At 43.2% G+C, this 22,824-nt stretch carries 21 protein-coding genes and 1 other RNA gene; 12 read left to right on the forward strand and 10 right to left on the reverse strand.

The window, feature by feature from the left end:
• The 3 genes from B2089_RS01255 to B2089_RS01265 form a co-directional block, all read right to left on the reverse strand.
• Positions 1–2,586 (reverse strand): helicase-related protein, encoded by a 2,586-nt coding sequence (locus B2089_RS01255; RefSeq protein ID WP_296325670.1) that lies wholly within the window; start codon positions 2,584–2,586, stop codon positions 1–3.
• Between the two features lie 39 nt (positions 2,587–2,625).
• Entirely contained in the window at positions 2,626–3,780 is a 1,155-nt protein-coding gene (locus B2089_RS01260) for a CapA family protein (RefSeq protein WP_296325668.1), read from the reverse strand.
• Between the two features lie 68 nt (positions 3,781–3,848).
• Complete coding sequence (locus tag B2089_RS01265; RefSeq protein WP_296325666.1) at positions 3,849–4,943, reverse strand: N-acetylneuraminate synthase family protein; 1,095 nt, start codon at positions 4,941–4,943, stop codon at positions 3,849–3,851.
• 56 nt (positions 4,944–4,999) lie between these two features.
• Between B2089_RS01265 and B2089_RS01270 the strand changes: the two genes are divergently transcribed.
• The 6 genes from B2089_RS01270 to B2089_RS01295 all read left to right on the forward strand — a co-directional run bounded on the left by B2089_RS01270 (position 5,000) and on the right by B2089_RS01295 (position 10,382).
• Positions 5,000–5,512, forward strand: coding sequence for a TIGR03546 family protein (locus B2089_RS01270; protein WP_296325664.1), 513 nt, complete (start codon positions 5,000–5,002; stop codon positions 5,510–5,512).
• A gap of 1 nt (position 5,513) precedes the next feature.
• Positions 5,514–7,778, forward strand: a complete 2,265-nt coding sequence (locus tag B2089_RS01275; RefSeq protein WP_296325663.1) for a TIGR03545 family protein — start codon at positions 5,514–5,516, stop codon at positions 7,776–7,778.
• Positions 7,779–7,984: 206 nt separating this feature from the next.
• Complete coding sequence (locus tag B2089_RS01280; protein ID WP_296325661.1) at positions 7,985–8,728, forward strand: YebC/PmpR family DNA-binding transcriptional regulator; 744 nt, start codon at positions 7,985–7,987, stop codon at positions 8,726–8,728.
• Positions 8,729–8,927: 199 nt separating this feature from the next.
• Positions 8,928–9,425 (forward strand): crossover junction endodeoxyribonuclease RuvC, encoded by a 498-nt coding sequence (gene ruvC / locus B2089_RS01285; protein WP_296325659.1) that lies wholly within the window; start codon positions 8,928–8,930, stop codon positions 9,423–9,425.
• Between the two features lie 130 nt (positions 9,426–9,555).
• Positions 9,556–9,933: a transfer-messenger RNA gene (gene ssrA / locus B2089_RS01290) on the forward strand.
• A gap of 86 nt (positions 9,934–10,019) precedes the next feature.
• Entirely contained in the window at positions 10,020–10,382 is a 363-nt protein-coding gene (locus B2089_RS01295; RefSeq protein ID WP_296325657.1) for a CoA-binding protein, read from the forward strand.
• Here B2089_RS01295 and B2089_RS01300 read toward each other — a convergent pair whose 3' ends face one another.
• The 4 genes from B2089_RS01300 to B2089_RS01315 form a co-directional block, all read right to left on the reverse strand.
• Positions 10,383–11,072, reverse strand: coding sequence for an alpha/beta hydrolase (locus tag B2089_RS01300; protein ID WP_296685509.1), 690 nt, complete (start codon positions 11,070–11,072; stop codon positions 10,383–10,385). It abuts the gene before it with no gap.
• Positions 11,073–12,028: 956 nt separating this feature from the next.
• Positions 12,029–13,588 carry a hypothetical protein gene (locus tag B2089_RS01305; RefSeq protein WP_296325648.1) on the reverse strand — a complete coding sequence of 520 codons (1,560 nt, stop codon included), beginning with the start codon at positions 13,586–13,588 and terminating at the stop codon, positions 12,029–12,031.
• A 4-nt stretch (positions 13,589–13,592) separates the two neighbouring features.
• A complete protein-coding gene (locus B2089_RS01310) occupies positions 13,593–13,979 on the reverse strand; it encodes a hypothetical protein (RefSeq protein ID WP_296325646.1) in 387 nt (128 codons plus the stop codon).
• 153 nt (positions 13,980–14,132) lie between these two features.
• Positions 14,133–14,462, reverse strand: coding sequence for a hypothetical protein (locus tag B2089_RS01315; RefSeq protein WP_349675773.1), 330 nt, complete (start codon positions 14,460–14,462; stop codon positions 14,133–14,135).
• On the opposite strand from B2089_RS01315, the gene B2089_RS01320 reads away from it, so the two are divergent.
• From B2089_RS01320 to B2089_RS01335, 4 genes are all read left to right on the forward strand, one after another.
• Positions 14,395–14,586 carry a hypothetical protein gene (locus tag B2089_RS01320; RefSeq protein WP_296325720.1) on the forward strand — a complete coding sequence of 64 codons (192 nt, stop codon included), beginning with the start codon at positions 14,395–14,397 and terminating at the stop codon, positions 14,584–14,586. The two genes, B2089_RS01315 and B2089_RS01320, sit on opposite strands and share 68 nt — an antisense overlap.
• A gap of 391 nt (positions 14,587–14,977) precedes the next feature.
• Complete coding sequence (locus tag B2089_RS01325) at positions 14,978–15,874, forward strand: DUF5655 domain-containing protein (RefSeq protein WP_296325642.1); 897 nt, start codon at positions 14,978–14,980, stop codon at positions 15,872–15,874.
• 13 nt (positions 15,875–15,887) lie between these two features.
• Positions 15,888–16,247 carry an arsenate reductase family protein gene (locus tag B2089_RS01330; RefSeq protein WP_296325639.1) on the forward strand — a complete coding sequence of 120 codons (360 nt, stop codon included), beginning with the start codon at positions 15,888–15,890 and terminating at the stop codon, positions 16,245–16,247.
• A gap of 19 nt (positions 16,248–16,266) precedes the next feature.
• Positions 16,267–16,743, forward strand: a complete 477-nt coding sequence (locus B2089_RS01335; RefSeq protein WP_296325637.1) for a hypothetical protein — start codon at positions 16,267–16,269, stop codon at positions 16,741–16,743.
• A gap of 7 nt (positions 16,744–16,750) precedes the next feature.
• Here the strand turns inward: B2089_RS01335 and B2089_RS01340 are convergent, their stop codons facing one another.
• Both B2089_RS01340 and B2089_RS01345 read right to left on the reverse strand, forming a co-directional pair.
• The gene (locus tag B2089_RS01340) at positions 16,751–17,323 is read right to left on the reverse strand and encodes a DNA-deoxyinosine glycosylase (protein WP_296325635.1); all 573 of its coding nucleotides are present in this window, start codon (positions 17,321–17,323) and stop codon (positions 16,751–16,753) included.
• A gap of 226 nt (positions 17,324–17,549) precedes the next feature.
• Positions 17,550–18,491 (reverse strand): fructosamine kinase family protein, encoded by a 942-nt coding sequence (locus B2089_RS01345; RefSeq protein WP_296325634.1) that lies wholly within the window; start codon positions 18,489–18,491, stop codon positions 17,550–17,552.
• A gap of 95 nt (positions 18,492–18,586) precedes the next feature.
• Here B2089_RS01345 and arfB point away from each other — a divergent pair, with 95 nt between their 5' ends.
• Positions 18,587–18,997 carry an alternative ribosome rescue aminoacyl-tRNA hydrolase ArfB gene (gene arfB, locus B2089_RS01350; RefSeq protein ID WP_296325632.1) on the forward strand — a complete coding sequence of 137 codons (411 nt, stop codon included), beginning with the start codon at positions 18,587–18,589 and terminating at the stop codon, positions 18,995–18,997.
• Here arfB and B2089_RS01355 read toward each other — a convergent pair.
• Positions 18,994–19,362 carry a helix-turn-helix transcriptional regulator gene (locus B2089_RS01355; RefSeq protein WP_296325631.1) on the reverse strand — a complete coding sequence of 123 codons (369 nt, stop codon included), beginning with the start codon at positions 19,360–19,362 and terminating at the stop codon, positions 18,994–18,996. The two genes, arfB and B2089_RS01355, sit on opposite strands and share 4 nt — an antisense overlap.
• Before the next feature lie 196 nt (positions 19,363–19,558).
• Between B2089_RS01355 and B2089_RS01360 the strand changes: the two genes are divergently transcribed.
• On the forward strand, positions 19,559–22,762 hold the full coding sequence (locus tag B2089_RS01360) for an HsdR family type I site-specific deoxyribonuclease (protein WP_296685517.1): 3,204 nt from the start codon (positions 19,559–19,561) through the stop codon (positions 22,760–22,762).
• Positions 22,763–22,824: the final 62 nt, after the last annotated feature.

Consider the following 22,824-nt stretch of genomic DNA (forward strand, 5'->3'; position numbering starts at 1 on the left):
TTACTCGTACAATCCGCTCAACATTCTGTAGACGGCGTTGATTCTCTCTTTGCCGTCTACGGAGAAGTCCACTTGCTCGTCCACGAGGCTTTCCAGACTAGAAAGGCTTTCGTTGAGGGCGGTGGCAAATCCCCGGCTCATCTTGAACCAGTAAGTTCCCCGTCCGTCGGTAAAGAGGGCGATGAAGGCATATTCTTTTGTCTTTTTTGACATGGTGATTCTAAGGACTTTTTGGAGTTCTCCCACCAGTCTGTCTGCCGAGCCTTCCTCGTGAATGTCAAAATTCCTTTTAATCAGCGATTTTTCATCGATTGGGTTGAGATTTAAATTCTTTACGACCTTAGAGACCAGCTCCAGTTTTTCACCTGCCAGTAATCCCGCTCCGTGAAGCAGGACTTTTGAGCGTATGGGAGCAAAGGCCGCCATCTTATTTGTGTCTTTTTCGGCTTGGAGGGCTGCCTTGAATTTGTTGTAGGGAAGGATAAGCATTTTCTTTCCTTTTTGCTTTTCAAATTCAAAGATTTCTCCGCCGATGATGATTTCGTTTTCGTTCTTTTCTTTTGCTTTTCTGCCGCCAAAGTGACCGTCATCCCGGCCCAAAAGTTTTCCTTTGATTGCGCTGAAAGTTGAGCCCTTGTATTCAAGATTTCCTGTGAGGCTTCGGCTTCGCTTTCCCCGCATGGCGTTGAGTTTTGCTTCCAAGTCCGGGGAGATTTTTGCCAGCAGTGCTTTTGTCAGCGGTGAGACCGACATGGCGAAAGTCCGGCTTGTGCGAACGATTTCCCCGGCTACGATAAAGAGGGGATCCGTCCGGAACATTGAAGAGCCTGGGTGAATGGAAATGTGCTCGGCCGTGAGGGAACGGTAATTTTCCCGGCCTTCACGAACGCATACGAACTGAATCATGCCGCTTGCGATACAGCAAAGATAGTCGTCCATGCTGCCGCCGCTTCCGATTGGAATCCCTAAGTCTCCGATTTCTTCTTCAAGCTGCGCCGTAATGTTTGCAATCTCTGCCATAACCCGCTCGTCAAGATAATTATTCTGGCAGAAGCGCAGGGGATTTTTCATTGACTGGTAGGTGCGGAAGAGTTTTACATAAGAGACAAAATCTCCCTGAATGTCACGGAATGCGTGATGGGCTTTTCTGGCGTCGCTTTCTTCTCCAGGCGGCAGAATGAAAGGCGAGTGAGTGCTCATAAAGGCGGCGGCAATCACGGTCTCTTCAAGAACTTCCGGGTAGCGCATGATACTTTCGACCAAAATGCGGCTTACGCGAGGCTCCAGTGGGAATTCAACCATGAGCTTACCGATAGAAGAAAGTGTGTGGTCTTCGTTAAGGGCACCCATCTGATTCAATGTTTCAACCGCGCCCCGAATGTCTTCTTTTTGAGGCGGTGAGATAAAGTCAAAGTTGTCAAAATCAGTGATGCCAAGCTCGCTCATACGGAGAACGACCTCGCTCAAATCAGTGCGGTAAATTTCTTCGGTGGTGTATTCCGGGCGGCTGTCAAAATCTTTGCGGCTGTAGAGCCGGTAGCAGGTTCCAGCCTGAGTGCGTCCGGCCCGGCCCCGCCTTTGGTTAGAGCTTGCCTTTGAGACCGGCGTTTCGTTCAGGCTTGAAGTGAAAGTCTTGGGGCTGTAGAAATTGAGTTTTGCCAGTCCTGAGTCAATGACCGTTGTGATTCCGTTAATCGTGACAGAAGTTTCGGCGATGTTTGTGGAAAGCACGACCTTTTTTTTGCCAAAAGGAGCGCTGTCAAAAACCCGCTCCTGCTCTTCTTTTGGTAAGCGTCCGTAGAGAGGGATAATGTGAATCTTAGAATGAAAATCTGAGTATTGAAGACGCTTCATGCAGTCTTTTATGATTTTTTCGCCGGGCAGGAAGACTAAGATGTCGCCGTCCTCGTGGTTGTCCAAAACGCGGTCAATGGTCTTTTCGATTTTTGAAAGAAGATACTCGCAGCCAGTGGCCGTTGCCGTGGTGGTGGGCTGGCCTTTAAGCGGCGGGTCATAGACCATGGTGACAGGGAAAGTCTGGGTGTCAATGGTGACGATGGGGCAGTTCCCGAAATAGGCGGAAAAGGCTTCAGCGTTCATGGTCGCGCTGGAGACAATCACCTTAAAATCCGGGCGGGCGGCAAGGACTCGCTTGAGCAATCCCAGAACAAAGTCGATGTTAAGGCTTCGCTCGTGGGCCTCGTCCACCATGATGACCGAATATTTTGTCATCCATGGATCCAGCTTCATTTCCTGAAGCAAAATACCGTCGGTCATGATTTTGATTTTTGTCGTTGTGTCGGTTTTATCCTCAAAGCGCATTTTGTAGCCGACAAGACCGGGGTAAGAAGTTTTAAGCTGTTTTGCGATGAATTCCGAGACAGAAAGGGCAGCGATTCTGCGGGGCTGGGTGACGGCAATAACGCCGTTTTCTGAATAGCCGGCCTCATGCAGAATCACCGGAATCTGGGTAGTTTTTCCGCTTCCCGTGGGTGACTGAACGACAATCACCTGATTGGTTCGTAAGCACTCTAAAATCTTTTCTTTTTGTTCATAAACGGGAAGTTTTTTGTAATCGATAGACATAGGAGAATTATAGAAGAAAACAGTGAAGTTTACAATAAATTATGGGTTCAGCACTTTCTCCATCAGTTTCTTCCGCTCTGTCAGATATTTAGCCCAGTTTACGATTTCTGCCCGGTCAAGGGTCTTAATGAAATCATCGTCCAGTTTTTTGATGACAAATTGCCATGATGGGGTGATGTAAGTCGTAATCAAATGTGGCTCGTATCCTGAGAAAATGACGCTTCCGTCTGATTTTTTTTCTGCCTTCATTTTTAGAATCAGGCCGTCGCCGGTGTTGTCGCGGGCTGTTTCCGGGGCAGTGAATTGGGGATTCGTGCGCTGGGCCGAGATTGTGTTTCCGTTTGAGTACATGATGAAAGCCTTTCGCTCTTTTTGACCGAGGTTTTTTGTGTAATAGCTTGAAGCCGCCGTCTCTTCAAAAGGTTTTACGATATGGGGGTGATTTGCCCAGATGATGTCTGCCTTACATTCTTCGATGAGCTTTTTATAGAAATTGCGATGATTTTCGGTGATTTTAAGCACATATTCAGGCTCGTCAGTGTGAATCGACAGGACAAAAAGGTCACATTTTGACTTTTCCTGCAAATCTTTGAGTTCTTCCATAAGCTGAGCCCGTTTTTTTTCGGTGGAAGGGTAGTAATCGATGTAAGAGGAATAGTCATTCTGATTTAGAATTTCTGTAATCGCTACAAAAAGCACTTTCCATCCTTTCTTTTCGATGATTTTATAAGTGAGTGCATCTCCTGATTTTTCTTTGAGACCGCATGTCCAAATCCCTTTGTGACTGTCGAAATATTTTTTCGTCTCTTTGATTCCTTCAAGGTACTGGTCGTTGGTGTGATTGTTTGCCAGTGAGAAAACATTGAATCCGGCAGCGATGGCCGCTTCCACATATTCAGAGTGCATGTTGAACTGGGGGTAGGTGCTCCATGGAAGTGAATTTGCTACGGGAGCTTCCACATTGGCAAAAGATAAATCCCCGGAGGAGACAAGGGGCGCAACATCGCGCCAAATTCGGGCATAATCTGTGTTTTTATAATTTGGAGTGTGTGCCATGATATCACCGGCAAAAATGAGTGAGAGCGTGTTTTCAGAGTTTTCATTTTTGGAAAGATAGTTTGTCGTTCCGCAAGAAGAAAGTAAAGCGAGAGAAATTATGGCAAAAATCTGAAAAAATCGTCTCTTGCAAATCATTCTTTAATTATAAAGGAAAAATCAAAAAATCACCATCGAGAAAAATAGCAATTAGCAGTTCGCAATTATCAATTATGAATTGTAAAATCTTCCCATTGCAGGCCCGCTCCATTCTCTACATCGCGTGTGAGTTTTGCCCCGATCACTTTGTCTAAAAATCTGGGATGCAGGCCTACGGAAAGGACTTTTTCGGTTCTCAAGACACCGATATCTTCTATATTAATGACTTCTCCGGCTTTCATTGAGCGCATGAGGTGAAGGCTTCGGTTCGTTCGGCCGTAATTGGCTTCTTCGGCAGGGGCAAGCTTTTTAACGCCGTCGCCCATGATTTTTTCCACCCGCTCTCCGTACTCAGACTTCAGCTGATTTAAAATGTAATCTCTTGCATTGCCGTACTGACGGAAAGCCGCCTCGCATTGCCGTACACAGTGGCTCATGAGAGAGAATTGCTCGCCGGTTAAGGCCACCGGGTCGTCCAAGCCGTCTGTTTCCTTTGAAAGGGTGATGTGCTTTTCTATCATTGTGCCGCCAAGAGCCGCCGCTATCGAGGGAACTAAAACCGGGTCAAGGGAATGGTCGCTTACTCCGCAGGGAATGCCGAAAACCCGTGAAAGATTTGGAATCAGCTTTAGGTTATATTCTTCTTCCGGGGCAGGGTAGCTTGTGATGCAGTGCAGGAGAGTGACATTCTCCCGGCCTAAAATTGACAGGGCTTCTTCAATGTCAGAAAGATGGGAGACACCAGAGGAAATGACCAGGGGAATATCTTGATTCTTCCGTAATTCGGCAAGTTTTTTTAGCAGTGGAATGTGATTCAGCTCTGGAGAGGCGATTTTTACCGCGTCCGGCTTAATGGAAAGCAATTCTTCAAGGGAACGGATGCCAAAGGGAGAGCACATGAAGAGCGCGCCCTTTTCGTGGGTATATTTCAAACATTCTTCAAAAAAAGAAGGCTTCACTTCCAGTTCCTTGAAACGCTGGTACAGAGGAATCTTTCCGGTGGGCAACTTCACGAATCCTGTGTCGGGATGCAAAATCTCGTCAGCATAAACCCACTGGAATTTAACATAATCCGCTCCGCTTTCTACGGCGCAGTCAATGAGACGCTTGGCTTTTTCCAAATTTCCGCCGTGGGATGTTCCGATTTCTGCGATAATTTTCATGATTTCCTCGCCTTTTTTTATTGTATCACAAAGATTTTGTGTGATACAATGTCGTCATGATAAAATCAATCGTAAATTTATTCAAAGCATTGAATGCGAATGTAAACCCCGGAGAAATTGCCCATGCTTTCTCCTGTGGAATTCTTCTTGGACTCATGCCTAAAGACAATCTCCTTTGGTGGCTGCTTTTTGTTTTCATCCTTTTTATCCGAATTAACAAACCAATGTATGTTATCATGATTTTAATCGGGGCAACTTTCTCGCCGGTGATGGACGCTTTATTTGATACTGTCGGATATTCCTTCCTAACGATTCCTGCATTTTCGGGACTTTTTGGCACTCTTCTTGAAATCCCCTTTGTAGGATTTACAAAATTCAATAATTCTGTTGTGGCAGGCTCTTTTTTATGCGGCATTGTATTATATGTTCCCCTTTATTTCCTTGGTCGGCTTTTTGTCTCTCTTTGGCGCAAACATATTGCAGCGGCAATTCGTCATTCAAAACTGGCGAAACTTATTTCAAATCTTCCTGTGCTCAGTAAAATCGCAGGTATGGTAGGAGGCGAGTAAGATGAAAACTGAAAATGAAAAATTAAAAACAGAAACAAAAAAAGAAAAAAAAGCAAAGAAACCTGAGAAAATGCTCGGCATAAAAAAACTTCCAGGGCTTTTTAAAAAATCATATACACAAAAAAAATTCGATAAACTTCTTTCAAAAGTATATGTTCCTGAGGATAAGGCTCTTATTCAGTCTATGTTCTCAGAAAAAATCACGAAGGGAAAAACTGAAAAACTTCGGGTTCCCCGTGACTATCAGTTTCCGAAAAAGCAGCGTAAATCTCTCAAGCTCCTTGCAAAGAATATCAAAAAGAATAAAGGCAGAATTAAGCTGCTCCCTTTTATAGCGGTGGTCGTATTTATCGCCGTTATCGGAATCACCGTCACGATTTTTAAGAATCCAGTAGCAAAAATGGCAATTCGTTCTACCATGCAGGGGATTTTCGGAGCAAAATGCGATATTGAAAGCGTGAATGTCGAAATCTTTGGCGCTCGCCTTACTGTCCGAAATCTTGCCCAAGCAAATGCCGATTCACCAATGAAAAATATCTTCCAGTTTGACAAACTCGACCTGGATTTCAATCTTACTCAGCTTTTACGGGCACGCTTCCATGTACAAAATATCGAAATAACAGGAATTGCCCTCAATACTGACCGAAAGACAAGCGGTGCGCTTCCGGTCAAACCAAAGTCAGCAAAAGAAAAAGAAGAAAAAAACGATTCGACTGGATTTTATGATGCTCTCAAGGCCCGTTCGGCTAATTCTCTTGATGGAGCAAAAGAAAGCATCACGGAACTGCTTGCAAAATATGACCCGCAGGCTCTTATTGCGAATGTAAAAGAAAACATAAAAACAAAGGCTGTTGCTGAAGAAGTTGAGGTTGAACTCAAAAAAATGCTGGAAGTCTGGCAATCAAAACCTGCTGAGCTCCAAGGGGATGTCGAAACTTTTAAGGCTAATTCTGAAAAACTCGCGAAACTTGATGCAAAAAGTCTGAAGACTCCTGAAGAAATAAAAGATGCGATTACCAGTATTCAGTCCGCGCTTGACAGTGGCAAAAAAGTAAGGGACTCTGTTGATTCGACCATAAAATCTTTTGATTCAGATAAAAACAAAGTCAGTGAATTGAAGGCAAAGGTTGAGGAGGCTGTTGCAAGTGACAAAGCGCTTATTCAGTCTCAAATTCCAGATTTGTCAGTCTCAAATGCTAAAAATGTGCTTTCTGGAATTTTTGATGATTTTGCATATTCAATGTTGGGAAAGTATTATCCCTATCTGAAACAGGCAATCTCTTATGCTTCGTCAATGAAGAGCAACGGTTCTGATTCGGATCAGGCAAAAGAATCTGTTAAAAAAGAAAAGAAAAAGGCTCGGAAGGAGTCAAAACGATATGCTGGCCGAAATGTATATTGGCGTGCGGATCGAGTACCAAAACTTCTTATTGAAAATCTTCATGGAAGCGGAACTGGAATTGACTTGCTTGTCACGAATATTTCAAGCGATATGGATAAGGTTGGAAAACCGCTCATTGCAAAGGGCGTGTATACGGCTTCTAGCAGGACTCACAATGCAGGCCTTACGATTGATGCCCGCTCTGCAAGTAAGGAGCCGCTTATAGCCGGAAACTACTCGGCAGATAAATTCCCGGTCAACATGTCTTTCGGAGAGCCGGTTGAAAAACCGGGAGTCCCGTCATTTGCTGGAACGACTTCTTTGACTGCGAAATTAACGGCAGATGCAGATTACAGCTTTACGGTGGGAGCGGCTCTTTCCATGAGTCCTGTGACTATTTCAAATAATCCGATTACTCCTGAATTTGCGAATAGAATTTATTCGGGTGCACTTTCTGCCGTAAAAGCGATGAATGTGAGCGCAAATGCAGGCTTTAGCGAGCAGAAAGGTCTTGATTTGGATATATCAACTGATGCGGATAAGGTGATTATGGAGGCGCTCAAAAAACTTGCTGCCCAAGAACTAGATTCTGTCAAGCAGGAAGCTATCGCAAAAGTCACAGAGGAATTAAATTCATACACGGCGGGATTAACTGGCAAATTTGGTGATTTTAATGATATAGCGTCAAAACTTAAGGATTCTCAAAGTCTTACAGATGAACTAAATAAACAGCTTGAGGCTAAAAAGGCTGAATTGCAGAAGCAGCTGACAGGGGCTGCAACGAATGCGGCCAAAGACGCGGCTTCAAAGGCTCTTGGTAATTCTGAGGCAGGAAAGGCGGCTTCAAATGTGGCCGGAAGCTTGCTTAAAGGCTTCGGCAGATAAAAGATAGGCAAATAGAAGATATTTACACGATTTTCTATTTGTGATATCCTTTATTATTCATTTTGTAATTTTATTTTGTAGGAGGCATTTTGTGCCTTACATCCTTGTAAGTCACAAAACGGCCAAGATTTTACCGTCGGTAAAATCTTGCAAATCCGTCGCCTCCATGCGACGCCGCTAACGCGGTGTTTCTATAGGAGTGTTCCATGTCTGGACATAATAAATGGTCGACCATTAAACATGCTAAGGGCGCAGCAGACGCAAAACGCGGCGCATTGTTCACAAAATTGATTAAAGAAATTTCTATCGCAGCAAGCATGGGCGGCGGAGATCCAAACGCTAATCCACGCCTTCGTGCAGCTATCGTTAAGGCACGCGCTGCCTCAATGCCGAAAGACAACATCGAGCGAGCAATCAAAAAGGGTACTGGTGAGCTTGGTGGCGGCACATTCGAAGAATTGGTTTACGAAGGATACGCTGCCGGTGGCGTTGCAGTTCTCGTTGAGGTTCTCACAGACAACCACAACCGCGCTGCTGCAAATGTCCGCAATATCTTCACAAAAACAGGCGGAAACTTGGGAACAACTGGTTCTGTAAGCCGCATGTTCGACCGCAAAGGCGTTATCGAATACGACGCAGAAAAAGTTTCAGAAGACGAAGTTATGGAAGCCGCTCTCGAAGCTGGTGCTGAAGACATCGTAAGCGAAGACGGAATCATCACCGTTACGACAGCTCCAAACGACTTCACGACTGTCGTTGAGGCTCTTGAGCCAAAAGGCTGGGAAACACTCTCTGCCGAGGTTTCAATGGTTCCACAGGCTTACACAGCAGTCGATAAAGACACAGCTGCAAAAGTCCAGAAGCTCATCGACCGCCTTGAAGAAGACGACGATGTTCAGAATGTTTGGACCACAGTAGAATACCCAGACGACTTCGACCCAGAGGCCTAAGCCAACTGATTCTATTTAAGAGTTGAAGTTAAAAGCTACGAGAGTTTTCTTGTAGCTTTTTTTTTATTAAATAGTGAAAGCAAGAAACAGGCGGAAGCGGGGTTGCGGCAAAAACTCGCTTGAGCTTTGCTCACCGCGAGTTTTATGGCGTGTTCCCGCTGGGAGACTGTTTCTTGTAACCGCAAGTTGATCTAAAAAGATGCAAAAACGGCGTGTAATTGGCATTGACCCTGGCCTTGCCCATACAGGCTTTGGCATAATCGATGCAATAGGAAATAATATTCGTCTCGTAAGCTATGGCGTGATTGAAACTCCTTCCACCGAAGAGCATGGAACTCGCTTGCTGGCGATTTATAACCGCTTGCTGTCTGTTTTGCTTGAATTTAAGCCGGAAGAGTCCGCCATGGAAGAGCTTTATTTTGCCCGCAATGTCTCTAGCGCCCTTTCTGTCGCCGAGGCTAAGGGGGTGGTGACCATGTGCCTTAGCCAGCAAGCCCTTCCTTTGAGCATGTACCGCCCCAATCAGATAAAATACGCCGTCACGGGAACTAAGACCGCCGACAAAAAGACCGTGGAGCAGTATGTGAAAATCCTCCTGAATCTTGAGGTTGAGCCGAAACCTGACCACGCCGCAGATGCCCTTGCAGCCGCCATTACCCATGTTTTTTCTAGTGTGAATGCCGCGCCGGGATTGTAGCCCCGTAGTTGCGAAACGCAGTGTAGCAATGAGCGTGAGCGAAGGGCGAAAAGCCCGTAGAAAATAAATTGCGCCAGAAGAATCTTGACTTTGAGCTCTTTCATCAGTATATTTATGAAGAAATACAGACGGGGGTGCACCGGTTTCGACGATTGTGATCAAGGCACTTACGGCATGTGGGAGTCAAGGTTCCCAAAACTGAGAAAACAATAACTGCAATTTTCGAAAGAAAAGAAGAAGAAGTCGAAGAGGCTTCTTTCGCAGAAGCTCTCGCTGCATAGCTTGAGCCGGAACTCGTAGGGTGCTGTTCCTAACTTTACGACTTCCGTCACAAACAGGGACTTGCTGCGCGTAATTTTTGGGGTGCGCGCGGGACTTTTACTCAGAATACGGAGGAGACGCTTGTTATGCTGCTACCTGCTCCCGACAACTACCTCGCATAACTAAACATGTAGATGTATTTGGCTTCCACTTTCGGACGGGGGTTCAATTCCCCCCATCTCCAAAAATCCCGTAGAATTTTTCCCCTTGAAAAAGAGTTGGTCTTGCTCAGGATTTGAGCGAAGACATTCGTGTCGTAGAGGTAAAGTAGGCTTGGACTTAAAAGAAATCATGGAGCAGCGAGTCTTTGCGGTTGCGGGCGACACGCTGAACGAAGAAAAATATGCCCACAAAATCAAGCATGGTCTTTTGGCTCAGGGCTACACGGTACATGCCGTGGGCAAGGAACTGGCTAGTTTTAACGACATCCCCGGCGAAATTGACATCATCGACTTGTGCGTCAATCCGGCCAAGGGGCTTGCGCTCATAAAGGAATGCAAAAAAGATTTTAAATGCATCGTAATTCAGCCCGGCGCAGAAAGCGAGGAATTGCTGGCATATCTGAACGAGCGGGGGCTTCCTTATATTCAGGGATGTTTGCTTGTGGGACTGAGCGTGTATGGACGGGGGAAGTAGTCAGTCCCCCAAAATCCACTTAATTCCCTTTGCCAGTCGCGCTTGGTTGTCTGCAAAGTGGTTCCCTTTGTTCAACTCAAAAATTGTCTTGATTCCCTGAGTTTTGTAAAAGTCGGCGAGGATTTCCGCATTGTTCTGGACGGTGGCCAGCAGGGGATTTTTGGTTTTTGATTCTTTGTCGCCAAGGGAAAGATAGATGCTGTCGGGCTTTGTGGCAAAGGGCGTGGTCTTGGCAAAATCAACAAAGCGGGGAAACCATGCGGAGGGAGAGGCGGCTATAAATCGGGAAAAGGCTTTTGTTTTGTGGGCGGCATAGAGGGCAAAGAGGCCTGCAAGGGAATATCCTGCGAGGGCGATGTATGGCGGCGGAGAAAGTTTTTGTAAAATCTCAGGAAGCGCTTGGCTGACAATGAAGGCAAGGTAGGAATCTGCTTTGCCGGAAAATGGCGGTTCGTTTTTGCGGAGGGGCGGAATCTCCCAGGGAGAAAGGTCGTCGTTCCAGTCCATGCCGGAAATGCAGGCGAGGGTGAATGGCGGGCAGTCCAGGGCGGCGCATTCTTTCCAAAGGGAATCGGCTTCGCCTGCGAATGTGTTCACGAGGACGATGGGAAGGCTTTCTGTGGCGGAAGTCGTGATGCTGATGTTTTTTCCGTCAAGTTCAAAAATTTCTGTTTTAAAAGATTCTGCCATTTTTTCTCCAATGCAAGCTCGCTTGCCTAAGATTTATTATATAGAAGCTCGAAAAACTTCAGTTTTTTGAAGTTCCTATTTTACACCTTGACTTCGATTTCGTCTTTAGCCAAAAGGGTGTCTGGCGTAACTTCACATTCCACGGCGATGTTTTTTACTCCGGCGGCTTTGGCTTCCTTGAGGGCGTCGGTTACGAACTTCGTATTATGTGATTCTATTTCTTTTGCAACAGTTTTTCCAAAACTCTTTCGAGCTTCTTAAAATCATTGCACCGCTTTTTCAGCATACTGCTGCAATTTGGCTTTTAATCTTTCCTGTTCCATCTTTACCCACAAAAAAAGCCGTCTCAGCGAACTGAACGGCTTTATCGATTCCACTTGACGGCAGGACTCTCCGCTTTTAAAGTTCCCACTCACAGTAGGGTACACTGCTTTTAAAGATTCCACTTAGGGTAGGACTCACCACTAATTGAAATATAATACAGATTTTTTTGTAAGTCAATTATAAATTATCATATTTTGTTTCTGACCATTCAAAGATGATAATGTTGCTGAAGATGCTATTGAAAGGTTGTGAAGAGAAATTTGTAAACTACATTATAAGCGACAAGTGTCTATTTTTCTATGAGCAATGAGAAATGTAATGCTGTTTAGACGACAGATTCGGGAAATGTGCCTAGAAAATTGCCTACTATCAGCATTCTTGCAATAGGCAGTCAATGTTCTGCTGATAGCCTTGTAGAGTTTTACTGGCACGCTTTGACAACTTGTCCAACAGCCTGTGCCCACATTTGTGGTCGACTGACTCAATGAGACAGCGAGCACTTTTGATATCCTTTTTGTAAGTTTGAGTTTAAATTCCTTCTCCCCTTTTTCTGTAAGGTTTTTATCGCATGTATCGGAACAATCCACAATTAGCGGAATAATAGGATGTGGGTTAGCGGAATGATGGGGCATTTACTTTATAAATGCTTCTTCTGGAAAAACTTCATCAAAAGAATTTTGAATTGCGATTTTATCTTCTTCGACATTATCGATTTTATCGATATATAAACGAATTGCGTTGGCCCACTCGTGAATATGATTGAATTCCGTCTTTTTCACATTGATTTTCTGCATCAAAGCAACAAATTCTGAAAGATATTGACTGAGATATTTTCCGCCGAAATATCTGTGCTCAAATGCTTTTCGGTAAAAATCAAGACCTGTCTCAAACTCATGACAAAGAACATGATATTTTCCTTTGAACCAATTATAGAAGAAATTCCTGCATTTGTCTAAAACCGAATCAAATTGGGAAAATATGAAATCCATTTCTTTTTCAGTTATGATTTTATTCTCATACATTCCGTACCCTTTCCATGTCGAAAGTTCCATAAAAGTTTCGTAAATTATCTGATATGCTTTTAGTTCTTTTTGCAGCTCTTTTTCTTCTATTACTGGAAAATGTATTGTTTTTAGCGGAATATAATACAATGAATGGCACTCATACATTTCAGCTGGTGTAAGACCAATTTCCTTATCAAACGCATCATAAATATATTCACTTATCAGATTCTTGCTTTTGTTTGTCGGCAAGACAAGGAAACGCATAAGCGAAAACATAGGATTCTGAAATTCGCAGTCGTGATATTTTCGAAAATCTTTTACAACAAATACATACCGATAAAAACAACGAAGTCCGTCTTGAACAATATCTTTGAATTTTAATGAAACCAAGTTTTGTTCTTCGAGACTTCGGAAGAAATTTGAAAAGAAAAATCCTAAGAATAAATTTGTCTTAAAAAGATAGTAGTTGCTTTTAGATTCTTTGAATTCAATGTTTTCTGGACAGGGGGATGCGAAAATCGTCTTTATGATTTTCCATGACGGTGTTGCACCTTTTTCAATCCAGTCGTTTATAGATTTAGCATAATTTGTTCTTGTTGTTTTTTCAGTATTGTCATTTTCATCTTTCAATGAATTCCAGTAGTTAAATAAATCTGATTTAGGATTTTTAATTTCATCAAATATAAAGGCAAAGCAATCAGGAATGAGTTTAATGTTTTGGCTGTAATTCGTAGGTTTCCAAAAATCAAACATTCCAAGTGTCAGTTGAAGAGTATATCCCCAATCCTTTCCTTCTTTCTTTTCAAGATAGTCGTATATTTCTCTATATATAAGTGCGATGCAATACATAACCTGTAATTCAACTTCATTTTGAGTTGGATTATTATAAGGATTTGTGTTTGTTATTAAGGCGAGCAAATCATAGTAAAGCGTAGGAATAATGTAGTTATGAGCCTTATTCATAAAATTATGCTCCATTGCCCATTTGCAGAAATTTACTAAAAGCATTTCAAATTGTCTGAGGGTGTCTATTCTGATTCCATCCTCTTTTTCAAGACGCTGAATTATTTTCTTTGTGCTTGCCTTTTCTTTTTCTGGAACTGATTCAAGCAAAGCATCATGTCCTATTCCATCAGCAAAGAGTTTCACTATCTGACCGATTCTGATTGTTCCATACTGTGTTTCCATAATCTTAATACCCCTTGCTACTCGTAAGATGATAGCCGTTTCCCTGCGGACACTTGTACACAAAAAGCGCAATGCCTGCGCGTTTTCTTATATTTACCATTTTTTCGGCATCTTGTGCAGTCGGGTAGGCATCTTTCTTTTTACCGTTGTGGTCGGTGCAAGAACAGGTTGAGGAAAGTTTTTCACAGTAAAACTCTGTCGGTTTTAAATGATACTTTCCACAAGTTTTACACTGATATGCTGTCAGCGCGATTCCACTTTGCGTATACTGATAATCTGCGCTTTCTTGAGCTTCTGAAAGATTCCTATAAACAGAAAGTGGATTGCCCGATTTTGAAAAGCAAGTTTCGCTTTTGTGGGCGATGTAGATGTTTGAAATGTTCATTTTCATAAGACAGCTCCTTAGAATAAGTTTTAGGTGAATTATAAGGAGATTTTTCTGAGCGGCATATGACTTTTTGGGGACAATTTTCTGTTTATACATAAATATCCCCGCCCGAAGATTCCTCCTCAGGTGGGGATAACATTTTTACATCAATTCAATCTACACCCGCGAAAAGGAAGCCTTTTCGATTTCGCTCTTTAGCTCGCTGCTGGGCGTGAACAGAATGCGCTTGGCAGTTATGCTTGAGGCATCCACATCTTCCGGCTTTTCAAAGCCCTTTGACGAGAACGAAAGCTTTACCCGGCCAAAGTTCCAAAAACGTCCGATGGTTTGGGGAATTCTCGCCGTGTTTTTTGCGAGCGGACTGAGGTTTTCCCCACAAAAGAGTGGGGTTGTGGTATAATGTTCTATTATTGTAGGTATGGAGAAAAAAGCTATGACTAAACCCAAACCCCTGCAAATCCGCAACAACACAATAGATTTCCTCACATTAACTCGGCAATCCGGCGGAGTCTGGGAAAATTTAGCTTGTGCAAATTTTGCACAAGTTGCCGATAACGGGAAAACATATCAATACAAATTCTACGGCCTAAAAGCCGTCATTGCGGTTTGATGTAAAGTCAACTCTCAGGCGGCTGTTGAGTTCTGGCAGTGGGCGACCCGTGTGTTGGATAAGCCGCTGCTTGAAAACGGTCTGATTTTTGACGAAGCGTTTTTTGCCCACCTATTTTCAGAGATTCATGAAATCCGCTCTATAACCCATGCAAACTTCATCCATTTCATGCTACACTATCCCCATCCCCCAATACAAGGAGCCCTCACATGACTAAAGTCTACTGTTACGCCCCCTTCTGGTGACCGATGATGCGGTTTGCACTGGATTCAAAGAAGGGGAATGGAGGGCGGCGCTGAAAGTGTAGGGGTGGGGTGCTATGTCACCTTATCTATATAAGTTTTTCCCAAAATGCGCTATACTTAGCGTATAATTTAATTCAGAGGTTGCTATGGCTGACATCAAATTGTTCAACATAAAAGGTTCTGTTCAGGAATTGCAGAGCGGGACAGTCAATTTGGAAAAAGAACTTCAGACTGTCATCGAACGCAATATGAAAACCTTTTTTGAAATAACTTTTTTGGCAAGTGAATATTCCACGACAAACGGCGGAAGGATGGACAGCCTCGGAATTGATGAAAATTTCTGTCCGGTCATTTTTGAATACAAACGAGATGTAAAAGAAAATGTCATAAATCAAGGTCTCTTTTACTTGGATTGGCTTCTTGACCACAAGGACAGTTTTAAATTGCTTGTTCTTGAAAAAGTCGGCTCAAAAGTTGCTGAACAAATTGACTGGTCAATGCCCCGCGTTATCTGCATAGCTAATGATTTTACAAAATACGATGAGTCAGCCATAAAGCAGATGAACCGAAATATCACTTTGATTCGCTACAGAAAGTTTGAAGGCGATTTGTTGATGTTTGAGCAGGTGAATGAAAATGTCATACGCATCTCTTCTGAGAATGCAGATGCAAACAAAAAAAGAAAATCGAATGACAAGACTTTTGAACAACAGTATGAAAGTGTGCCTGATAAAATCAAGAACTTATATGATGATGTTCGGAACTATATTCTTGCGCTTGGCGATGATATTACCGAAACAAAGTTAAAGTTATACACGGCTTTTAAGAAAATGAAGAATATCATTTGCGCTGAACTTTCTCCCTCGAAAATCACTCTGTATTTAAAACTTCCAGTTGATTCTATTTCTTATGAGACAGGTTTTTCCCGTGACGCTTCCAATGTCGGCCATTGGGGAACTGGCGATGTTGAACTGACGATAAAAGAGAGCGCTGATTTTCAAAAAGCAAAGTCCCTTATTGAGCGGGCATATTCTGAAAACTAAGAGGCAATTCCCAATGATCCAAATCTTCGGCACAAACAAAAATTTCGACTGCAAGGCGGCCCAGCGTTTTTTTAAGGAGCGGCGCGTTCCATTTCAGTTCATCGACCTTAAAGAAAAAGAGATGTCCTCTGGCGAGTTCGATTCCGTTCTTTCTGCCCTTGCAAAATCAGAGGGAAGCCGGGCGGCGGCAATAGAGGCTTTGACCGACACAAAATCAAAGGATTACTCAAGCATCGCCTATCTTGACGACAGCGAAAAAGAAGAAAAACTTTTTGAAAACCAGGCTAAACTCTTAAAACAGCCCGTCTGCCGAAACGGAAAAACCGAAGCCACTGTTGGCATGGCGCAGAAAGTCTGGGAAGGCTGGAAGTAAAGGGCAGGAAGAATCATAGATGCAAAAAATTGGAATGGAAAAAGAAAACATTGTCGGCATAGTTGCAAACAGTTTGCTTTTAGGAGGTTGCGTTTGCGCTTTGATTGCGATGTGTCTTTTGCAGGCCGGAATAATTCCCATTATAATTTCTGTTTTTTTTATCCTGTTGTTCTTATTCGGTATCATAGTTGAAAGCCGGGAATCCATTCTTTATGACGAGTCTCATTTTGAAGTAAGAAGTTTTGCTGGAAAAGAAAAAATCGACTACGGGGATATCGTAAAAATTTCCCGCGTGTATATCCGGCTTACGGCAAGGGCTGGCGGGCATTGGCGTTATTATGTTTACATTAAAGCAGATGACGAAATTAAAAAAGTAATAGTTCCCTTTCCTCAGTTTATAGAAAACGTTCACTTGCAGGATTTGTTTTCAAAAATCAAATTTGCAAATTCCCAAGTCCAATGGGCTCTGCCTGTAAACATTCAGAGTAATCGTTAAAACTATCTTATAGAATATAAACCGAATATGCTTCAATCAGCTTTTCCAGTGACCATGCGGCATTTGCGGGGCTGGTGCTGGGAAGGCATTGGCTTGTTAGATTGAAGCGTTCTTCGTAAGTGTCGGCACAGTGCTTCTGCCAGAGGGCAAAGGCGGTCTTTCCCGTGCAGAAAACGCGGCGGATTTTGCTCTGCTCAAAAATCTTCGTAAAGTCATTGGGCGTTGCGCTTCTAATACTTGCGTCCGCTGCCCCCTCAATCTCGCAGGAGGCAAGCACATCCCAGAGGGCGATATGATGGCGAATTAGAAAATCCCGCCTTTCTTTAATCGCTGCGGCTAGGTCGGCTCTTTCCTGCATGGCCGCTTTTGCTGTGGAAAATCCCTTGTTCGTGTATGTCATTTTCTCGCCAAAGACTGCGGGTAGCACCCGCCAAAATCTGTTCTGGGCGTGCATGTAGAAAAATCCCGCATTCCGGCTGGCGGGGGAGGGCATGGTTCCAAGCAAAAGAATCCTGCTTTCACTGTTCCACACTGGCGGAATGGGGTGTGTGATTTTTTCGGCAAGAGAGGATGTGCTCATGGGAAAAGTATAGCAGAAAAATCAGCGAAAAGAAAACGATGCTTTGTATGGGGATTTTGTGGGTTTTGTGGTGATTTGTTCACCCAGCGATTTTCCAAGCAGATTGGCGAGCGATTCCTGGCTTATACGAAAGAATTCCGAAAAGATGGCGTCATTTTCTGTCTGCCGGTTTATATGATTCCCTTTGTGTGAGGGAATTTTTGTTTTCCTTGTCAGCAAGTTGAACTTACCCCACATACTCCGCCACTATGCTCTGCACGGGAGTCAGGTAACTCGCGCCAAACATGTTCAGGTGGTTCAAGAGGTGGTAGAGATTGTAGAGGTCACGGCGGTCTTCATAGCCAGCCTGCATTTTGTGCGCTTCCTTGTAGGCAGCGTAGAATGAAGGGGGAAAACCGCCGAAAAGTTCCGTCATGGCAAGATCTGCCTCGGCGTGCCCTACATAGGCGGCGCTGTCAATCAAAATCGCTTTGCCCTCATTGTTGGCAAGAACATTGCCGTCCCACAAGTCACCGTGGAGAAGGCTGGGCTTTTCCGGCTCGGTTAGGAAGTTGTCCAAGTGGTCGAGCAGCTTTGTGTTCTGTCTGCGGTCGCTGTCAGAAAAATAGCGGTCGGCGGCCTTGAACTGAGGAAGTAGCCGCCTGTCGCGGAAAAAGGAAATCCAGTCTGCGGTGGGCGTGTTGTCTTGAGGCCTCGCTCCGATAAAATTATTCTGGAAGAAGCCGAATTGCTTTGTGCCGGCATTTTCAGCGGATTCTAGGGGGAGAAATGATTTTGTGTCAGCCTTGTGCATGGTGGCAAGTTCACGGGCAAAGGTCTCAAAGTAGTCGGCTCTTTTTTTGCCGCTTTCGATAAAGTTCATAAGAAGGAAACTGTAGCCAACTTCCTCACCGTCGTCCGTTCCCGTGCAGAGAAGGTGCGGCGTGCCGATTGCTCCAGTCTCTGCGATTGCGGAAAGACAGGCGGCCTCGGCGGTAAAAAAGGCGGCGTTTTCCTTTGCGTTTGCCTTCATAAAAATGCGGTCGCCTGTGGTCAGCGTGAGGGCATAGGCCTTGTTGATGTCGCCGCCAGAAAGGCGGTCAGTGCGGGTTATTTTTACTGAAGTGCCAAAAAGCGAGACAAGGGCATTTGCCAGTGAAGTGTAGTGGGGAATTGATGCGAGATTCATATCTGTATGCTAGCGTTTTTTACGGGATTTGTCAGGGGCTTTCTCCCTTGCGCTTTTCCTCTCTCTGCGTCACAATACTCAGGCAAGGAAAGAAAATGAACGCACGCGAACTGCATGAATCAATCGTCAATAATACTCAGGTGACTTTTTCCCGGAGCGGGGGAAAGGGAGGGCAGAATGTGAACAAGGTGAACACCAAGGTGCATCTTTCCCTGCCGATCAGTTTTGTGGGCGGACTGACTGATGAGGAGCGGGAGCGGCTACGGCTCAAACTGAGTGCGATTATCAACGGAGAGGACTGCATTTTTCTTTCGGTGGACGATGAGCGCTTTCAGGAAATAAACCGGAAGATTGCCTTTGACAGGCTTGAAAGTCGGATTGTGAATGCTCTTTATGTTCCCAAAAAGCGGAAAAAGACAAAGCCGACCAAGGCCAGCAAGGAGCGAAAACTTAAATTAAAGAAGATTCGGAGTGAGATTAAAAAGAGCAGGGCAAAGATTTTTTAACTTTCAGCCGCCTTGCCTAGAATCTTTTGGGCGGCTTTTGCGACTTCTTCCTTAAGTTCCGGCGGATTTAAAACCTTTGCCCTGCCTGCAAAACTCAAAACCCATGCCACGGTCTGGTCAATCTGATTCGTCTTAAATGAAAGGTAGACGCTGCCGTCGGCATTTTCCAGCAAAACCTGATTTTTGTGCCAGATTCGCTCGGTCACGAAAGTCTTGAGGCTGCTTTCAAATTCAATTTCCACGGTAAAAGAGTCTCCGCTGTTGTTCCAGACTCCCATCTCTGGGTCAAGGTGATTTTCAATCTTAAAGTCTCTTGGAACCGAAAAAGATTTTTCAGTGATTTCGCATTTTCGGATTCTTGGCATGGCGTAAAGCCCCTTCCAGCGGCGTGTTCTTGTACTGGTCCAGCAGGGGTAGAATCGTCGAAAGCGTCAAAAGTTCCCCCTCCGCCAGCATAACCTGGCCCATAAAATAAGCCTTGTCCGCTGCGACAGACCGTTTTGTATAATATTGTGGAAAATTAGGTCAGTTTATGGTATTCTATGACGATGGGGTCAAAAATTGAGCAAAATATATAACGAAAAAACTCGTGTTCAAATGCCAGCCCTTATTCACCTTACAAGGCTTGGCTACACTTATATCGGTAAACTGTATCATCTTGGTACAGAAGGTCAGTCTCAGAAAACAGCAGGCACAAGTTTTGATGCAGACACAAACATTTTGCTCTATGAATTTCAAAAGGCTTTTGCCCGCTTAAACCCTTCAAAGAAAGACGACTGGCTTGCTGTTTTTAGTGACATCAAAAAAGAGCTGAACGATGATGATTTAGGAAAGCAGTTTTATGAACGCCTAATTTCTGTTTCTCCTTATAAACTAATTGATTTTGATAATCCTAATAACAATGATTACTACTGCACTGCAGAGTTTACCTGTCGTAATGGCGAAGATGAATTCCGCCCAGATATTACTCTTTTTATAAACGGACTTCCGCTTGTTTTTATTGAAGTAAAGAAAACTAACAACGTTGGAGGCATGATTGCGGAAGCTAACCGCATGAATAATGACCGCTTACCTAATAAAAAATTCCGTCGTTTTATAAACATCACTCAGCTGATGATTTTTTCTAATAATATGGAATATTCTGCACTTGGCGGTATTGTTCCAATTGAAGGGGCTTTTTATTGTACTGGCGCGCGAAAAAAAGCTTTCTTTAACTGCTTTAGAGAAGATAATTTTACTGCCCAGCCTATACCAACTTTTAATGCAAATTATCATTATAAGCCGATAGACCAGGAAATTGAAAAAGAGATTCTTACAGATTTTAACTGTCAGGTAATCAAGCAGTCTCCAGAGTTTCAGACGAACCTTGATATTTATACACCGACAAACCGTATTCTTACTTCTATGTGCAGCCCTGAACGATTGCTCTTTATTCTGAAATATGGAATTGCTTATGTAAAATCTGAACGCGAAATAGATGGCAAAATTGAAGTAACTGACCAGAAGCACATTATGCGCTATCAGCAGATGTTTGCGGCTCTTGCTATTCGTGACGCGCTTGAAAATGGAAAGAAATCTGGAATTGTTTGGCATACACAAGGCTCTGGAAAAACCGCTCTTTCATATTATCTTACCCGAATACTTACAGATTATTTTGCAAAGCATAATAAAGTTACCAAGTTTTATTTTATTGTTGACCGCTTGGATTTATTGGAACAGGCAAAGCAGGAGTTTGAAGCTCGCGGACTTTCTATAAATACTGCTAACAGTAAAACAGAACTTATGGAACAGTTCCGTACAAATCAGAGCCAGCAGGGAGTTACCGGTAAAGCTGAAATTACAGTTGTAAACATTCAGAAAGTTGAAGAGGACCAGAACAAAGTTCAGGTAAAAGACTACGCAACCAATCTTCAACGTATATTTATAATTGATGAAGCACACCGAGGTTATAAACCTGACGGATGTTTCCTTGCAAATCTTTTTAATGCAGATCCTGATTCAATTAAAATTGCTCTTACTGGAACTCCAATTCTTAAAGAAGAAAAATCTAGCTGCTCAGTTTTCGGTGATTATTTCCATGCATACTATTATGATAAATCAATTTCAGATGGATATACATTAAAAATCCTACGAGAAGAAATTGAAACCTCTTACCGCAAGCGACTTACAGAAGCTTACCAGAAACTTGAAAAACTTGTTACTAAGGGCGAACTAAAAAAAGAAGATATTATCAGCCATGATTCTTATGTTAAAGAATTGCTCCGCTACATTATAAAAGACCTTGTTACATTCAGACTGTTACAGGGTGACCCGACACTTGGCGGAATGATTATCTGCGAAACAAGTGAACAGGCTCGAAAGCTCTATCAGTATTTTGATGAGATTCAGAATGAACTGCATGAAACTGAAAATATGACTTCTACTTTGAAGCCGGGACTCATTCTTTATGATAGTGATGATAAAGAAACCAGAAAGCAGATAGTAAAAGACTTCAAGAAGAATTTTACGATAGACATTCTGATTGTCTACAACATGCTGCTTACAGGTTTTGACGCGCCTCGCCTTAAGCGGCTTTATTTTGGAAGAAAGCTCCGCGACCATGGTCTGCTTCAGGCAATAACCCGTGTGAACCGTCCGTATAATTCTGAATACGGTGAGCAGCGTTACGGAACCGTAATCGACTTTGCGGACATCAAGGCGAATTTTGAAGAGATAAACAACAAGTACATAAAAGAATTCCAGAAGTTTAGTAGCGAAGATGAAACCGGACTTGAGAATCTTCCAGATATGTTTACTCAAGTACTGGAACAAAAAGAAAATATCATTAAGCAGATGAAGGAAGCTCGGCAGACTCTTTCTAACTATGATATAAGTAATGCAGAAATCTTTGACCAGGAAATAACTGAAATTGAAGACAAGAAAGAACTCTTTGAACTTCGAACAGCTTTGACTAATGCAAAGAATATGTTCAATCTTGTGCGCACTTTTGGTGATGAAGATTTAAAAGCGACCTTTGCTAAACTTGTAATTGAAAAACTTCCCGATATGCTCTCTGCTGTTCAGTCACGAATCAATGAAATAAATACAATTGAAGCATTTGAAACAAGTGATGAAACTAAGATGCTTATCAACGAAACAATGATGAACATTCAGTTCAACTTTTCTATGATAAACAAAGAAGAACTAAAGCTTGTCGATAACGGTTCGGAATTACAGGAAAAGCTTTCTAAAACACTGCATGAAATCCGTGATTATTACGACCCGGAAGACCCGCAGTTTATTACTTTAGCAGAAGCGTTTAAGCAGAGATTCAAGGAACACAAGTTCAAGCCGGAAAGCCTTGCACAGTACACCGAAGAAAACAAAGCAATGGATGATATCTACAAAAAGATTCGAACGCTTCGAAGAAAAGATGACGCGCTCCTTTCCCGCTATCATGGCGACAAAAAGTTTGTACGTGTTCACAAACGAATTGTAGAAGAAAACACAAGAAGAACAGAACGACATGCTCAGCCAATTATTTCAACAATGACAGATGATATTGTGGCTGCAATGATGACTGTAAAACAAATCATAGATCAGCAGGTTTATGACAGAAATGATATATTGAAGAAAGACACTTATTTTGCAGAAACAGTCTGGTCACTTATAGATGACAGTCTTTATAAACTGAATATCAAATCAGAAGTAGAAGACTGTGATTTTATTCAATCCAGAGTAAGCAAACAATATCTTAATCAATACCATGATTACTATTTAGCATAAAAAGCTATTATCATTCCGAACTCGATTCGGAATCTATACGAGGGGAAATATGAACATCAGAG

Origin of the sequence: Treponema sp. UBA3813 (assembly GCA_002368605.1) — a bacterium.
Taxonomy (GTDB): Bacteria; Spirochaetota; Spirochaetia; order Treponematales; family Treponemataceae; genus Treponema_D.

Coding starts and splice junctions, on each gene's coding strand:
- B2089_RS01255 (WP_296325670.1), bottom strand. CDS start 2,586: ATGTCTATCGATTACAAAAAACTTCCCGTTTATGAACAAAAAGAAAAG.
- B2089_RS01260 (WP_296325668.1), bottom strand. CDS start 3,780: ATGATTTGCAAGAGACGATTTTTTCAGATTTTTGCCATAATTTCTCTC.
- B2089_RS01265 (WP_296325666.1), bottom strand. CDS start 4,943: ATGAAAATTATCGCAGAAATCGGAACATCCCACGGCGGAAATTTGGAA.
- B2089_RS01270 (WP_296325664.1), top strand. CDS start 5,000: ATGATAAAATCAATCGTAAATTTATTCAAAGCATTGAATGCGAATGTA.
- B2089_RS01275 (WP_296325663.1), top strand. CDS start 5,514: ATGAAAACTGAAAATGAAAAATTAAAAACAGAAACAAAAAAAGAAAAA.
- B2089_RS01280 (WP_296325661.1), top strand. CDS start 7,985: ATGTCTGGACATAATAAATGGTCGACCATTAAACATGCTAAGGGCGCA.
- ruvC (WP_296325659.1), top strand. CDS start 8,928: ATGCAAAAACGGCGTGTAATTGGCATTGACCCTGGCCTTGCCCATACA.
- B2089_RS01300 (WP_296685509.1), bottom strand. CDS start 11,072: ATGGCAGAATCTTTTAAAACAGAAATTTTTGAACTTGACGGAAAAAAC.
- B2089_RS01305 (WP_296325648.1), bottom strand. CDS start 13,588: ATGGAAACACAGTATGGAACAATCAGAATCGGTCAGATAGTGAAACTC.
- B2089_RS01310 (WP_296325646.1), bottom strand. CDS start 13,979: ATGAAAATGAACATTTCAAACATCTACATCGCCCACAAAAGCGAAACT.
- B2089_RS01320 (WP_296325720.1), top strand. CDS start 14,395: ATGGAGAAAAAAGCTATGACTAAACCCAAACCCCTGCAAATCCGCAAC.
- B2089_RS01325 (WP_296325642.1), top strand. CDS start 14,978: ATGGCTGACATCAAATTGTTCAACATAAAAGGTTCTGTTCAGGAATTG.
- B2089_RS01330 (WP_296325639.1), top strand. CDS start 15,888: ATGATCCAAATCTTCGGCACAAACAAAAATTTCGACTGCAAGGCGGCC.
- B2089_RS01335 (WP_296325637.1), top strand. CDS start 16,267: ATGCAAAAAATTGGAATGGAAAAAGAAAACATTGTCGGCATAGTTGCA.
- B2089_RS01340 (WP_296325635.1), bottom strand. CDS start 17,323: ATGAGCACATCCTCTCTTGCCGAAAAAATCACACACCCCATTCCGCCA.
- B2089_RS01345 (WP_296325634.1), bottom strand. CDS start 18,491: ATGAATCTCGCATCAATTCCCCACTACACTTCACTGGCAAATGCCCTT.
- arfB (WP_296325632.1), top strand. CDS start 18,587: ATGAACGCACGCGAACTGCATGAATCAATCGTCAATAATACTCAGGTG.
- B2089_RS01355 (WP_296325631.1), bottom strand. CDS start 19,362: ATGCCAAGAATCCGAAAATGCGAAATCACTGAAAAATCTTTTTCGGTT.